The sequence below is a fragment of the Acidovorax sp. SUPP2825 genome (assembly GCF_030158995.1).
GTDB lineage: Bacteria > Pseudomonadota > Gammaproteobacteria > Burkholderiales > Burkholderiaceae_C > Paracidovorax.
The window spans coordinates 1-14,977 of record NZ_BQXK01000005.1 but is presented as its reverse complement, the minus strand read 5'-3'; the positions used below and the strand labels follow the sequence as shown (position 1 = coordinate 14,977).

The 14,977-nt window shown below is 64.8% G+C and carries 7 protein-coding genes; 1 reads left to right on the top strand and 6 read right to left on the bottom strand.

Annotation, left to right across the window (positions count from 1 at the left end; all coding sequences use genetic code 11):
* Nucleotides 1–31: 31 nt before the first annotated feature.
* The 3 genes from AVAK2825_RS07925 to AVAK2825_RS07915 are packed head-to-tail and all read right to left on the bottom strand — an operon-like array spanning nucleotide 32 to nucleotide 4,073.
* Entirely contained in the window at nucleotides 32–2,395 is a 2,364-nt protein-coding gene (locus AVAK2825_RS07925; RefSeq protein WP_284396332.1) for a xanthine dehydrogenase family protein molybdopterin-binding subunit, read from the bottom strand.
* Nucleotides 2,392–3,474, bottom strand: a complete 1,083-nt coding sequence (locus AVAK2825_RS07920; RefSeq protein ID WP_502870366.1) for an FAD binding domain-containing protein — start codon at nucleotides 3,472–3,474, stop codon at nucleotides 2,392–2,394. The genes AVAK2825_RS07925 and AVAK2825_RS07920 overlap by 4 nt, the downstream gene beginning before the upstream one ends.
* Nucleotides 3,471–4,073: a (2Fe-2S)-binding protein gene (locus tag AVAK2825_RS07915; protein WP_284396329.1), complete on the bottom strand. Its 603-nt coding sequence runs from the start codon at nucleotides 4,071–4,073 to the stop codon at nucleotides 3,471–3,473. The genes AVAK2825_RS07920 and AVAK2825_RS07915 overlap by 4 nt, the downstream gene beginning before the upstream one ends.
* A 298-nt stretch (nucleotides 4,074–4,371) precedes the next feature.
* Here AVAK2825_RS07915 and AVAK2825_RS07910 point away from each other — a divergent pair, with 298 nt between their 5' ends.
* Nucleotides 4,372–5,052: an MOSC domain-containing protein gene (locus AVAK2825_RS07910; protein ID WP_284396327.1), complete on the top strand. Its 681-nt coding sequence runs from the start codon at nucleotides 4,372–4,374 to the stop codon at nucleotides 5,050–5,052.
* A 75-nt stretch (nucleotides 5,053–5,127) separates the two neighbouring features.
* Here AVAK2825_RS07910 and AVAK2825_RS07905 read toward each other — a convergent pair whose 3' ends face one another.
* The 3 genes from AVAK2825_RS07905 to AVAK2825_RS07895 form a co-directional block, all read right to left on the bottom strand.
* The gene (locus AVAK2825_RS07905) at nucleotides 5,128–5,337 is read right to left on the bottom strand and encodes an MbtH family protein (protein WP_284396325.1); all 210 of its coding nucleotides are present in this window, start codon (nucleotides 5,335–5,337) and stop codon (nucleotides 5,128–5,130) included.
* 15 nt (nucleotides 5,338–5,352) lie between these two features.
* Nucleotides 5,353–6,624: a nucleotide disphospho-sugar-binding domain-containing protein gene (locus AVAK2825_RS07900; protein ID WP_349817164.1), complete on the bottom strand. Its 1,272-nt coding sequence runs from the start codon at nucleotides 6,622–6,624 to the stop codon at nucleotides 5,353–5,355.
* A gap of 65 nt (nucleotides 6,625–6,689) precedes the next feature.
* On the bottom strand, nucleotides 6,690–14,045 hold the full coding sequence (locus tag AVAK2825_RS07895) for a non-ribosomal peptide synthetase (protein ID WP_284396322.1): 7,356 nt from the start codon (nucleotides 14,043–14,045) through the stop codon (nucleotides 6,690–6,692).
* Nucleotides 14,046–14,977: the final 932 nt, after the last annotated feature.

The window sequence follows — 14,977 nt, the reverse complement described above, 5'->3', positions numbered from 1 at the left end:
TCCGGTCGCGCGCCGCAGCAGCCCTGGCCGCTTACAGGGACAAAGCGTCCTCTGTGGAAGACGGCACGGCGGGTGGTGCAGGGAGCATCACCTTGTCAGGCGTCATGGGGGTGGAGCGCACGCGCCGGCCAGTGGCATGGAAGATGGCATTGCACACGGCCGCCGCCACACCCACGATGCCGATCTCGCCCACCCCTTTGGCGCCCAGGCGGCTGACGATGCAGTCATCCTCCTGCACAAAAATCACATCGATCGGCGGAATGTCGGCGTTGGTGGCAACGTGGTATTCCGCATAGTTGTGATTCATGAACCGGCCCAGGGCATGGTCGGTCTGCGTCTCTTCATGCAATGCCTGGCTGATGCCCCAGACCACGCCTCCGGTGATCTGGCTGTGGGCCGTTTTGGCATTCAGAATGCGCCCTGCGGCGATGGCACTGACCACCCGCGTGACACGAACCGTCCCCAGGGTCTCGTCTACCCGCACCTCGCAGAACACGGCGGAATGCGTGGCCCGCACGAACTTTTTTTGCCGGAGCAGGTTCGGAAGCATGAGGTGACGCACCTCGATCAACGAGCGCCCTTGCGACGCCAGGATGTCGGCGAATGCGACGCCCAGGTCCTGCGGTGGGGCGTCCCGGCGACGCATGCGACCCGCCCTGAATTCCACCTCCTTGAGCAGCACCTTGCCGAAGCCCATGCTTCGGCTGCGCCTTGCCAGCGCCCAGAGCAACCGCTGCAACTTCTCGCATGCGCCCTCCACCGCGGCACCGACCGTCGCTACATGCGACGATCCGCCTTCCACAGGGGCCAACGGCAGGTTGGAGTCGCCCAGGGCGAAGGTCACCTGTTCCAGTGGCAAGCCCATCGCTTCGGCGGCGATCATGGCCATGACCGTGTACGTGCCGGTACCGATGTCGGAGGCCGCACTGCTCACGACCAACCGCCCATCCGCATGCATCACCGCGCGGACACGCGCGAACATCTGCATGGCATCCCAGGTACCCGTGGCCATGCCCCAACCAATCAGCTCTCGCCCCTGCTGCATGGAACGCGGCTCCAGGGGGCGCTGCGCCCAACCGAAACGCTCCGCACCTTGCTGGTAGCACGCATGCAGCTCCTTGGTAGAGAAAGGCAAACCCTTCGAGGCATCGCGCTCCGCATAGTTCTTGAGCCGCAAGATCAGCGGATCCATGCGCAGCTGATAGGCCAATTCGTCCATGGCCACTTCCAGCGCGTGCACACCATGGGCCGCCCCCGGTGCGCGCATGTCCAAGGGGCTGTACTGGTCGAGCGGCACCAGTCGGTACCCGAGGCTGACGTTGTCGCACTGGTATAGCTGACCGGACCAGTTCACCACCACTTCCACATAGTCTTCCAGGCGCGAGGTCTCAGCCACTGCCTCGTGCATGACGGCCTTCAGGGTACCGTCGCGATCAGCGGCGAGCCTGACGCGCTGCCATGTCTCTGGCCGGTGCCCGAACGTGAACATCTGCTGCCGCGTGAGCACCACCCGCACCGAACGCTGCAGGTGCAATGCGGCCATCACCGCCAGGATGAGCGGGTACTGCGGCCGCAGGCCCGACCCGAATGCCCCGCCAACGAAGGGGTTGCGAACGGTCACCTCTTCCTGCGAAAGACCGAACACGCGCGACACCACCCATCGGCTGTTCTGCGGGCTCTGGGTCTTGTCGTAGATGGTGAGATGGCCATCGGCACCGCGCAATACGGTGGAGGCATGCATCTCCATGGGATTGTGGTGCTCTACACCGCTGTAGTACTGGGCGTCGATCTTGACAGGCGCCGCGCCGAACGCTCGCGGTGCGTCACCCCGGGGCTTGGGTGGCGGTGAATAGCCCGCCTTGAGCCTGCTCGGCTCCCGCGCGCGGCGCAAGTTGTGCAGCAGGTGGGTCTCGTGTTTTTCGACCTCGTAGTCCAGTTCCACCAAGGCGGCCGCACAGCGCGCCGCCTCGAAGGACGTGGCCACCACCAGCGCGACCGGCTGGCCGCTGTAGTGGATGCGCGCGTCGTGCAGCGGCTTGAACGGCGAGCCCCCAGGGGCGGTCATGTCCTTGTAGAAAAGATCGAGCGACCGAACCGCGGGGCGGTTCGTGTGTGTGATGACATCGAGCACGCCCTGCACTGCAAGCGCTCGGTCTGTCCGCAGATTCAGGATCCGCCCTTTTGCCACGGTGCTGTTGACGACCACTCCATACACCAGGTCATCGCTGGCATGCTCCGCTGCGTAGCGCGCCTGGCCCATGACCTTGAGGCGGCCATCGATGCGGGAGACGGGCGCGCCCGTCTTCACCAGCCCGGTGCCGGGCTCCGCCATCGGCTGCTGGGAGAGGGCCTGCCCGGCGCCGGTGTCTGTCCGGAAATCATCGTGGGTGCTCATGGCTGAAATTCCTGCACAGGTTCGGTACCCAGCTCTCCGGTGTTGGTCAGTTCGCCATCGCGCGCCATCTCGAGCGCACGCACGATGGCACGCCGGGCCAGAACGATCTTGAAACGGTTGTCGCCGGGTCCACCCGGGGCACCATGGCCACGGGCGTCCCGCAGAAGCAAATGCGCAGCCGCGTGGAAAGCCGCGGCCTCCGGACGCTGTCCCTCCAGAAGCTGTTCTGCCTCGGCGTCGCGCCAGGGTTTGTGGGCCACGCCACCCAACGCAATGCGGGCGTTTCGCATCAGCCCGGAAGCGTCCAGCTCGAACGCCGCAGCCACCGACACCAGGGCGAAGGCATAGGAGGCCCTGTCACGCAGCTTCAGATAGGTGCTGTGCCGCTGCAGCCCGTTGGCCGGCAACTCGATGTGCACGATGAGTTCATCGCCTGCCAGCGTGTTGTCGCGCTGCGGCGCGTTGCCTGGCAAACGATGGAAATCGGCGAACGCGATGGTCCGCTGCCCGCTCGGCGATTGCACATGTACCACCGCATCGAGCGCGGCAAGCGCCACGCACATGTCCGACGGATGCGTGGCCACGCAATGGTCGCTGGTCCCGAGGATGGCTAGCTGCCGGGCCAGCCCTGCCCGCGCGGGACAACCTGTGCCCGGTTCACGCTTGTTGCAGGGAGTTCCTGTGTCGTAGAAGTAGTGGCACCGTGTGCGCTGCAACAGATTGCCCCCATTGGTCGCCACGTTGCGAATCTGCGGCGATGCGCCCGCCAGGATGGCAGCCGACAGCAAGGGATAGCGCTCCCGCACCAGGGGATGGCGCGCGGTGGCAGCATTCCGTGCCATGGCTCCGAGGCGCAAGCCGCCCTCGGGCCGGGCCTCGATGGCGGCCAGCGGCAGGCGGCTGACATCGATCAGCCGCCGTGGGCGCATGACGTTTTCCTTCATCAGGTCGATCAGGTTGGTTCCCCCCGCAAGAAACTTGGCCTGCGGTGCGGTCTCGCCAATGTCGGGCGCTTGGCCGGGCATCGCCGCCAGCGCAGCGTCGGCAGTGGCGACGGCTTCGTACACGAATGCCCTCATGCCTGGCTCTCTTGCACTGCGAAGGGGGCAGGCGACGACAAACGCATGGCATCGACCCGAATGCCAGCCACCTGAGCGACCGCCTGCACGATCTGCGGATAGGCGCCGCAACGGCAGAGGTTACCGCTCATGCGTTCGCGGACATCGTCCGCCGTCTTCGCACCGCCTTCGTTCATCAGACCCACGGCGGAGCACAGCTGCCCTGGCGTGCAATAGCCGCACTGGAATGCGTCATGGTCGATGAAAGCCTGCTGCAAAGGATGCAGTCCGGCACTCGTGCGGCCCTCTCCGGCCAGTGCAGGCAGGCCCTCCACCGTGGTGATGTCGGCCCCCTCCTGCATGACCGCGAGCGTGAGGCAAGCGTTGATGCGCTGCCCATCGGCCAGCACGGTACAAGCGCCGTACTGGCCGTGGTCGCAGCCTTTCTTGGTTCCCATGAGTCCCAACCGCTCGCGCAGCAGGTCCAACAGCGTGACCCGACTGGGAATTTCGACTTCATGGTCTTGCCCGTTCACGCGCAGACGCACGTAATGGACAGAGGCGAGGCCGTCGCCGGGGCTCTCTGTACGAGCTTCTGACGGGGGTGGGCTGGAGTGCATGGCGCTTCTTTCACGGCCGGGTGGGCGGGCCAGTTTGCTGGGCGGGCTGCAGCCAGGTTGTAGGAATTGCGCCTGCATCCACCCCGGCGTGAAATTTCTGCCAAGCTCCGGGAAAACCTCCCCGAACATCGCTCCATCCCATTGCCATTCGTCCCAGATGCCAGTCCCTGATCCCACGGGTGCTCTCCCCGTGCTGTTTCCCCCATTCCTGCCCTGGCGGACCGTGGGCACCTTGCAAAGACTGTATCTGCACAGTCCAGCCGCTTTGGAACCCCAGTCCGTCGCTGAAGCCACTGCCATGGCCGATCAGGGATTGCTTGGCGACCGGCATGCCCAACGGCTTTCGCCACGCCAAGTCCTGCTGGCTGGGACCGACGTGTATCGCGATCTCCAAATGCCATCGTTCACACTGCGCGAAAACCTGCTCATCGATTGGCCTACGGCAGGCCTTCCCTCCGGCTCCCTGTTGAAGATCGGCCCGGAAGTGGTGCTGTGGATCACCTTTGAGTGCGAGCCCTGCGCCCGCCTGGAGCAGCGCAAGCCAGGCGTCGTCAAGGCCTTGAAGGGCCGCCGCGGCGCGTTGGCGCGGGTGTTGCAAGGCGGCGTGCTGCGGGTAGGCGATGCGATCTGCCAGGGACCTGCACCGATTCCCCCCATGAGCAACGATTGGAAGGACCGCATCGTCCACATCGTGCGACGCATACCGGCTGGAAAGCGCATCGGGTATCGGCAGTTGGCTGAACTCGCTGGCGTCGCCAAGGGATACTGCCGAGCATTCCCGCGGGTGCTGGGCCAGTTGTGTCCTGATGTGGCAGAGCGTGCTCAAGCAGGCAGCGTGGCGATGCATGCAGAGCAGCGCTGGGAGGGCACTGAACTCTTCGATGTACACGCATACTTGGCTGCGCAGGCCACGCACCATGCGACGGGTGGGCAGCCCGTTACATGGGCCGTTTCAAAGCTTGCAGAAAAAATTCGTTGAATCCCCGTACAGACCGTACTGCGGCGTGCCGGCATGCGCCTGACGCCGAGGGGACGATCCACCCTTCCCTGGCGATCAGCCGCCCATGGCGGCAACCAGTGAACGGGGCCGCATATCCATCCAGTGGGCCTCGATGTACGCACGGCAAGCGGTTCTTTCGGACGCAGGCAAGGCCACCTCCCAGCCAGCGGGCACATCGAGAAACGCGGGCCATAGCGAGTGTTGGCCTTCAGGATTGGTCAGCACCAGAAAGTGGCCGTTTTCGTCGTCGAATGGGTTGCTCATGTCAGATCTCCTTGGTCATGCAAATTCCGCGATGGCGGAGGATGTTTCACGCAGTGCCGCCAGGGCCGATGCGATCTCGGTCAGCGCGTGGTGGCGCGCGAAATCCAGTCGCAGCGCTCGGGCGCGCTGCCGGTAGGAAGGGTTGTCCAGCAGCTTGCGCACTGCATCGCCGATCTGTCGCGCGCTGGGCTGCCCGGTGGCCAGGTTGATGCCGGCGCCTGACCAGGCGACGCGCGCGGCAATTTCCGGCTTCTCTTCGGTCGCACCCGCCACGGCCAGCGGCACGCCCAGGCTGAGCGCGTGGTTGACCGATCCATATCCACCATTGGTGACCATGGCATGCACCTTGGGCAACAGACGGTCATAGGGCAGAAATGGCACCACACGGGCGTTGGCGGGAAGCATCGCTGCGCTGAGGCCCGGGGGCACCGGTCCGCCCGTGGTGGCAATCACCTGGATGTCATCGAACCTGGCCAGCGCCTGCACGGTGGGCCCGATCAACTGCGCAGGGTTCTGATTGGCCAGCGTGCCCTGCGTGACCAACACGACGGACCGGCCGTCATCCAGTTCGGGCCACCAGTCGGGTGGGTTGAAGTCGGCACGTGACGGTGCCAGCAGCGGCCCCACGAACCGGACGGAGCCAGGCAGGTCGCTGCGCGGATACTCGAAAGATGCCGACGTCAGTTGGAGGTACAGATCCGGCAGCGTCACCATCGCATCGATGAAAAAGCGGGGCAGTGCCGGCGCCCCCAAGCGTGCCAGTTCGCCATTGAAATGGCGTTGCACGTCGCCGAACATGGCCTGCTGAAGATTGCGGTTCATGGCTTGGTTGCGAATGCGACCTTCGGCCGTGGACGAAGGCGGTAGCGCCGTGCCAAAAAAGGCAGTGTCCCGGCTGGACAGCGCCAGCGCCGAAATGCCGATGGCGACGATGGCGGGCCGCTCCTCCCTCGGTCCCAGCAGCAGCGGAAACGTGCCGCAAAACATCGTGTCCACCAAAATGGCATCGGCATCGAAATGCGCCAGGATGCGCCGCAACCCCGCCAGCTGCGGTGCCATCGCGTCGGCAAAGAAGTGCTTCAGTCCAAAGCACAGCTGCGCATGGGCAGAGGGCTGTTGCAAACGTTGCGGAAACCGCCGGTCCAGCTCCTGGTGCTCGAAATCAATCGACGGATCGAATGCGGTGAAAGACGCACCCGTGGCCAAGGCTTGTTCCCTGAAGTGGCTGGCAGTGTGCACCTGCACCTCGTGTCCCTGGCGCACCAGATGCTGGGCGATGGCCAGCATGGGCAACACATGTCCCGGCAAGGCGGTCGCTGCTATGAGATAACGTGCCATGGTTTCCCCTTCGTTCATGAAATGCTGGTTTCCAGGGCACGGTGCGCCTTGGCATCGATACCCAGATCGACGAAATAGCGGTGCAGCAGATCGCGATTCACCGGGCGGATCGCCGCGCCGATGGATTCGAGCTGCGCGTGCGTCGCCGCGCCGCACACCTTCGGTGGCGTGGCCGATGCGTCGTAGCGGTCCAGGATCGCCAGCACGGCAGCCAAATCGCGGTCCTGGCCCTCGGCCAGCCGCACATGGGCACGCCGCAGCCAGGACTCCAGCGCCAACGGTTCCAGGTGCAGGCCGAGACGCTCGAACACCGGAGGAATGTCCCGCACCCGCAGCGGCGCCGGACTCATCAGGTGATACACCTGCCCCCAGGAAGACGCCCGGGCAGCCAGACCCAGGATGGCCCGCGCCACATCGTCCACCGGGGTCATGTTCAGAGGCAAGTCCATGTCGGGGATGGATTGCAGGTCCGCATACAGGTGTGCCACCCGCCAGATCAGGTCAGCGGCATTGCAAATCGCGTGATCGTGGTCACCGGTCACGGCACCGAGCCGGTAGATGGCCACCGGCATTCCCCGCGCCTGCGCTTCCCGGGCCAACGCGTCGGCGACCCACTTGCTCTGGCTGTAGCCGTCCACCAGGCCGTTCCAGGAAGGCAGCGCCGAACGCTCCGTGACCGTGCCACCGTCTTCGTTCTGGCCAATCACGGCCAGCGTCGAGACGTAATGCAGGGTCTTGGGTCGCCCTTGCGAAGTCCATTCGAGCAACGTGACCACGCTGTCCACATTGGGGCCCTTCAGGCTGGCATAAGGATGCAGAAAGTCCACTTGTGCGGCACAGTGGTAAATGACGTCGCAGCCATCGCGGACCTGTTGCACGGCGGCGTCATCCAACCCCAGCCGCGGTGCACCCAGATCGCCGGTGACCACCTGGATTCGCGCATCGTCCCAGAGGGTGCCCAGTTGCCGCTCGGCCATGGTGCGCTGCAAGCGCTGCCGCCCCTGCGCCTCGTCGGCAGCCCGCACATGGCAGACCACGCAAGCCGAGGTGTCACGCAACAGCGCTGCCAGCAGATGGCTTCCGACGAATCCGCTGGCCCCGGTGAGAAAGACGCGCGCCGGCACCAGGGTGGGCGCGACGGCCTGGCCCTGGATGTGCTCCGGCAAATGGATCTCGCGCGCCAGATCCAGGGCTGCGCCGTCATCGCCGGCCTGGTCGATCCACTGGGCCAATTGCGCGATCGACGGGCAGTTGTAAACCTCGGCATGCGGGAAATCGGGGTGGATCTGGTCCCGGATCCGCATACCCAGTTGGATCGCCATCAGCGAATGACCACCGATTTCGAAGAAGTTGTCATGAATACCCACCCGCGGCAAATGCAGGATCTCAGCCCACAGCGCGGCCAAAGCGACTTCCGTGTCGGTGCGTGGCGCGGCGTAGGGCTGGTCGCCTGGCGCCTGCGGCACAGGCAGTGCCTTCCGGTCGAGCTTGCCACTCGAGTTGAGCGGCAATACCGCCAGTTGAACGAAGGCCGCAGGCACCATGTACTCGGGCAGCGACAGCGCCAGATGGCTGCGCAGGTCGCCGGGGGAAAGCTCGCCCTCACCAGCGGCCACCAAATAGGCCACCAATCGCTTTTCGCCTGCCACGTCTTCGCGGGCAACCACCGCTGCCTGCGCGACCCAAGGATGCTGGAGCAATGCAGACTCGATCTCTCCCGGCTCGATGCGCAGGCCGCGGATCTTCACCTGCTGGTCGGCACGGCCCAGGAAGTCCAGGCTGCCATCGGCACGCCAGCGCGCCAGATCGCCCGTGCGGTACATGCGGCTGCCCGGCCCGCCATGCGGATTGGCCACGAAGCGCTCTGCGCTCAGCACTGGGCGCCCCAGGTAGCCCCGCGCCAGGCCTGCCCCTGCGACGTACAACTCGCCGGCCACGCCCGCGGGCACCGGCTGGAGGTTTCCGTCCAGCACGTACATATGCGTGTTGCAGATCGGTTGTCCGATCGATGGCACGGTCCCGGCCTTCATGGGCTCGCTCAGGCTCGCGCAGATCGTGGTCTCCGTCGGGCCGTAGGCATTGATCATGCGGCGACCCGGCGCCCACTGCGCTGCGAGCGCGGGAGGACACACATCGCCGCCGACCACCAGCGTTCGAAGCGCTGGGAATTCGCCGAGCGGCACCGAGGCCAGCGCGGCAGGTGGAATCAGGGCATGGCTGATCGATTGGCGAACCAGCCCCTTCGCCAGATCCTGCCCCAGCCATGGCGCAGGCCCGGGCACCACCAGCGCCGCACCGACGTGAAAGGCCATCAGCAGGTCCATCACCGAAGCATCGAAACCACTGGAGGAAAACTGCAGCACGCGGGAATCCGGGCCGATCTCCATCCGCTCCGCCATGGAAGCGGCCAGGCTGTGAAGGCCTGCATGCGGCACCACGACGCCCTTCGGTGTCCCGGTGGAGCCCGACGTATAGATGAGGTATGCCGCCTCCTGCGCGTGGGGGCCATCCTGAGGTCGCGCTCCGCCCGAACCACCTGGACGGTTGTCCGACTGGATCGCCAGGGCCGCAACCGTCAGGTCGCTGTCAAGCGCCATGCAATGGGCCACCTCGCTCAGCCTCGGCAGCAGCGCTTCATGCGTAAGGACGGCGGTGGGAGCGGCCTCTTGGAACACCAACGCACTGCGTCCTGCCAGATGGTTCGGATCGAGGGGCAGGTAAGCCGCCCCGGCCTTGACGATGGCCAAGTGCGCCACGACCAGATCGAGCGAGCGCGGCAGCACCGTCGCGACGATGGCCCCCGCAGCCACGCCCCGTGCCTGCAGCAGGTGGGCCAGGCGGTTGGCCCGTGTGTCGAGCTCGCCATAGCTGACCGTGGTGTCATCCAGAACCACCGCAGGTGCGTGCGGACGCCGGCTGACGTGGCCCTCCACCATGGAGGCAATGGTCTTGGTGGCCAAAGCTCGTTCGGAGTCGCTCCACTTCCGCAGCAATCGGCGGCGCTCCTCGGGATGCAGGATGTCGATGCGGCCCAGCGCCTCGTCCGGTGTGTCGCACGCCTGCTCCAGCCAGTGCGCCAGCCGGGCCGCCAGAGACTCCACCGTGGTCCTGTCGAACAGATCGGTGCTGTATTGAATGCCGCCGGAGATCCCGCCGGGCAGGCCATCGTGATGGCGTTGCTCTGTCAGGATGAAAGACAGGTCGAATTTCGCGGTGTCGACGGCCACAGGCTGCGGCGTGATCGACAGCCCCGGAAGGCTGAATGACAGCCGGCTGCTGTTCTGAAATCCCAGCATGACCTGAAACAGCGGCAGATTGGACCGCGAGCGCCCCGGCCGCAGCAGTTCCACCAAGCGGTCGTAAGGAAAATCCTGGTTCGCGTAGGCCGCCAGATTGGTGGCACGCACGCGCTCAATCAGTTCGCGAAACCCGGGCTGGCCCGACGTATCGGTACGCAAAACGAGCGTGTTCACGAAACAGCCGATCAGCCCATCGAGGGCATGATCGCTGCGCCCCGCGACCGGGCTGCCGATCACGATGTCTTCGCCCGCCCCCAGGCGACTCAGCAACGCGGCCAGGGCAGCCTGCAGCACCATGAATAGGCTGGCTTGCCCGTCTCGGGCCAAATGCAGCATGCGTTCATGGACCGCAGCCGGTATGTGCAGCGGAACCACGTCGCCACGGTGGCTGGGCACCAGGGGGCGCGGACGGTCCACAGGCAATGCCATTTGCTCGGGCAGGTCGCGCAGCGCGTCATGCCAGAACCCGCGCTGCCGGCCGGCCAGGCTGTCGGGATCGTCTTCGCTGCCCAGCATTGCCTGCTGCCACAGCGCATAGTCGGCGTACTGGAGCGGCAGCGGCTCCCAATCCGGAGTCTGGCCGCTGCAACGCGCGGCGTAGGCCACGCTCAGGTCCCGCGCCAATGGCAGCAGCGAAGCACCATCGCCTGCGATGTGGTGGGTGAGCAGCAACAGCACATGCTCGTCCTCGGCCAGCCGGAACAGCGAGACCCGCAAAGGCATCGAATGGCACAGGTCGAAGGCGTGGCGGGCCGCCGCGTGCAACTGCGCAGTCAAATCGTCTTCGCAGGCCTCCGCCTCGATCACGGGTGGGTTGGCGTCGGCACCATCGAGGATCTGCTGGTATGGCAGTCCCGCCTCATGCGGGTAGATCGTGCGCAAACTCTCATGGCGCTGCACCAGATCGCCCAGGGCGACGTGCAGCGCCACGCGATCAAGCAGGCCGGACAGGCGCAACGCCAGGGGCATGTTGTAGGCCGGATTGGCGCCGTCCAGCTGGTTCATGAGCCATAGGCGACGTTGTGCGGACGACAGCGGAATCCGCACCGGGCGGGGCATCGGTGCCAGGCGCGGCCGCGATACCGCCTCCTGGTCCAGCCGCTCCGCAAGCCCCGCAATGGTGGAGACCTGGAACAGGGTGTCCAAGGGAAGATCGATCATGAACTGCTGCCGGATCATCGAGATCAACTGCACGATCATCAGAGAATGCCCACCCAACTCGAAGAAGTTGTCGTGAATGCCGACGCGGGGCAAATGCAGTGTCTCGGCCCACAGGTCCGCAAGTGCCTTTTCCGTCGGTGTGCGCGGTGCCGCATAGGCAACGGCGCTCTGCACTTCGGGTGCAGGCAGGGCCTTTCGGTCGAGCTTGCCACTCGGACCGAGCGGCAAGGCCGCCAATTGAACGAAGGCCGAAGGCAACATGTACTCAGGCAAAGACAGCGCCAGATGGCTGCGCAGCTCACCGGGCGCAAGCTCGCCTTCACCGGCGGACACTACATAGGCCACCAGGCGCTTTTCGCCTGCCACATCCTCGCGAGCAATCACCGCCGCCCGCGCGACCCAAGGGTGCTGCAGCAATGCCGACTCGATCTCTCCCGGCTCGATGCGCAGGCCGCGGATCTTCACCTGATGGTCAGCTCGGCCCAGAAAGTCCAGGCTGCCATCGGCACGCCAGCGCGCCAGATCACCCGTGCGGTACATGCGGCTTCCCGGCCCGCCATGAGGATTGGCCACGAAGCGCTCTGCGCTCAGCACAGGGCGACCCAGGTAGCCTCGCGCCAGGCCCGTTCCCGCGATGTACAACTCGCCCGTCATCCCCACGGGCAAGGGCTGCAGGCCACTGTCCAGCACCACCATTTGTGTGTTCCAGATGGGGCGGCCAATGGGCACGCCTTCCGACCTCGGTTCCATCAGCGGCGTGCTTGGGCAGGCCCATGCAGTCACATCGACGGCCGCCTCCGTAGGGCCGTACAAGTTGTGCAGTTCGCACCCCAACTGCTGGTGAAATTTTCGCGCCAGCGCAGACGACAAAGCCTCGCCGCTGCAAATCACTCGCCGAAGGCTGGAGCAGGCGGAGGCGGCCGGCTCCAGCAAGAAGACCTCCAGCATCGAGGGCACGAAATGCAAGGTGGTGATGTCTTCGCGAACGATGAGCTCCGCCAGGTACGCTGCATCCTTATGCCCACCCGGCTTGGCAAGCACCAGCGTGGCGCCGTCGATCAGGGGCCAGAAGAACTCCCACACCGAAACATCGAAGCTGGAGGGGGTCTTCTGCAACACGCGGTCATCGGCTTGCAGGCCATACTGGTCCTGCATCCACCGGAGCCGGTTGACAATAGCGCGGTGCGAGACGGCGACCCCTTTCGGATTTCCGGTCGATCCAGACGTGTAGATCACATAGGCCGGCTGCGCGGTATCGAGCGTTCTCAGCGGCTCGGGGCGGGTTTCGGGATGGCTGCCCAGTTCATGGATGGTTTCCGGGCCATCGAGCAGCACGAACGACACCGACGCGGGCAAGGTCTGCGCCAGCGCCTGCGTGGTGACGAGGCATACCGGCCGGGCATCGCCGAGCATGTAGGCAATGCGATCTGCTGGAAAATCCGGATCGACCGGCAAATAGGCCGCCCCGGTTTTCAGAATGGCCAGCAAAGCCACCATGAGATCCAGCGACCGCGGCACGGCGATCGCCACAACGCGCTCCGGCCCCGCACCACGCGCACGCAGCAGATGCGCCAGCCGATTTGCCCTTTGATTCAGTTCACCACGGCTCAGCGCCTGGTCCTCGAACCGCAAGGCAATGGATTGGGGATCGGCCAGCAAGCCGGCTTCGATGCAGGTGGAAAGGTGAGTGTCGGGCACCGCGTGCTCTGTATCGTTCCAGCCCACCAGCACCTGTTGGCGCTCCTGGACGCCCAGCAGTTCGATGCAACCAATGGCCTGATCCGGCCGCTCGATCACTGCCGCCATGAGCGTCAGCAGCCGCCGCTGGTGCTCGGCCAACGTCTGTGCGGTGTACAGCGCAGGATTCGCATCGAAATCGATCTGCAGATCTTGGCCGTTGCCGCGCTCGTATAGAAAGATGCCCAGATCCTCTGCCGTTCCGTTGGAAAGATTGCGTGGTTTGGCCACGTGCCCCGCAAAACGGAAGTCGTAGTCGAAAGGCTCCACATTGACGACCGTCGTGAAGAGTTGTCGATGATTCAGCAGAAGATTCAAATCACCGCGCAGGGTTTCGTATCGGTAGCACTGGTGTCGCAGAATCTGGCGCATCTGGCGCCCCACTTCGCGAACGAGCTCAGGGAAGGACAGGTCAGGGCACATCGACAGGCGCAGTGGCAATGCATTCGCCACCATGGCAGGCACCCGCCGCATGCGCTCGTTGTGCCGCGCAGTGACCGGGATGCCGATCACCATGTCTTCCACCCCCGTCGCGCGGTAGAGGTAAGCGGCTGTCGTGGCGATCAGGATCTGAGGCAGCGTGCTTCCCCAGGCCTGACCGATGGCCTGCAGCGCTTGAACGCTGGCAGCCGGCAGGTGCACGGTCTGGCGCAGGAGGCCGCCGATGTTCACCGACTGGCGCGACGCCAGGGTCAAAGGTTCCGGCACGTCAGCAAAGCGCTCCATCCAGTATTGGCGGTCTCTCGGAAACCGACCGGATTCACGGTAGGCGCGCTCCTCTTCGGCCAACTGTGCCATCGGCGCAAGTCGCGAAGCTTCAGGAACGACGCTCCCCTGCGCCAGCGCCGTATAGAGATCCGCAATGCGCCGTGCCACCAGGCCACCACCGAAACCATCCAGCAAGATATGGTGGCTGCGCTGATAGCAAACATGCTTTCCTGGTGCGAGCCGGATGAGCGCACAGAGCCACAGCTGCCCTGATGCCAGTTCCGCCCGATGGCTGAAATCGGCCTGCATCCAAGCCTGCGCCGCAGCCATCGGGTCGGCCTCGCCACTGAAATCGAGGAAAGTAAGGTCCCCAGTGAAGGTCGGTGCAAGCACCTGCGTCGGGCCGTGCCCCGCATCGACGAAGTGGAGCCGCGTGGCCTCGGCTTCGTGGGTGACTCGGCGCACAGCCTCGGCGAACAGCCTCGGCGAACAGTGCGGGATCGATGTCTCCCTCGATGTCGATGGCCTCAGCCAAGTTGAAGTTGGTGTCTGCCGAAGCGAACTGAGCCCCCAGCCACATGGCCATCTGGCCTGCCATGAGTTGAATGGAACCACCGGATTGATCGACCGTGCTCATGCAATTCTCCCTGTCGTATGGACGAAATTCAACATCCGCACCTGTACGGGCACGGACGTATGTCGCTCTTGAAATCGGTACTGGCAGGCTCGGACGAGCCTGGGACAGATCTGCCCGGCCAGGAATGGCAGGGTGTGGAAGTGCAGGCATCGCACGGCCTTGGAGGCCGCGCCTGCGCACTCAGTCGACGGTAGAGATCACGGGGAAAAAGATCTTCACCGTTGCTTCTGAAACCGGATGAATGCCCAGGCCATCCGGCCTGTGCCCTGCCGCATGACGGAGCAGTGGCGCATTGCAGAGGCGTGGCGCAGAAGGCATCCGCGCAGCAAATGCACCGAAGGAACGAAAGCGTTTGCGCGCATGGAGGCGCTGGTAGGCGGTACAAGGACAAGCCCTGCCCGGGCCCGCTGGTGGGAATACCCTTCGGTGCTCGGCGTCGCTTGCTTCGGCACACGCCCGCAGGCGCAGGCCGAGCCCCTCAGCAACTTGGAGGCGCATGCAATGACACGCCTTCCGAATCACACCCGTGCGCGGCGTGCGCCCTCCCCATTGATTCAATGACATGAATCCCTCTCTTCCCTAACCATTACGGCTGTTTATTCTGAGCCGACACATTTATTTTCAAAAAGTCTATTAGGGAAGGTCTGCATAAATCGCCCCACGACATGCTTGGCATGGAGATGAAGCCCTGAGACGATACGTCACATGAAGCAGCACAGCCTGGGCTTGGGAATGACGGCGAAGCGAACGCGGCGGCGGG

Bases quoted from the DNA above. Each gene is read 5' to 3' on its own strand.
- AVAK2825_RS07920 (WP_502870366.1), bottom strand. From the start codon at position 3,474: ATGAGGGCATTCGTGTACGAAGCCGTCGCCACTGCCGACGCTGCGCTG.
- AVAK2825_RS07900 (WP_349817164.1), bottom strand. From the start codon at position 6,624: ATGCTGGCCATCGCCCAGCATCTGGTGCGCCAGGGACACGAGGTGCAG.
- AVAK2825_RS07915 (WP_284396329.1), bottom strand. From the start codon at position 4,073: ATGCACTCCAGCCCACCCCCGTCAGAAGCTCGTACAGAGAGCCCCGGC.
- AVAK2825_RS07905 (WP_284396325.1), bottom strand. From the start codon at position 5,337: ATGAGCAACCCATTCGACGACGAAAACGGCCACTTTCTGGTGCTGACC.
- AVAK2825_RS07925 (WP_284396332.1), bottom strand. From the start codon at position 2,395: ATGAGCACCCACGATGATTTCCGGACAGACACCGGCGCCGGGCAGGCC.
- AVAK2825_RS07910 (WP_284396327.1), top strand. From the start codon at position 4,372: ATGGCCGATCAGGGATTGCTTGGCGACCGGCATGCCCAACGGCTTTCG.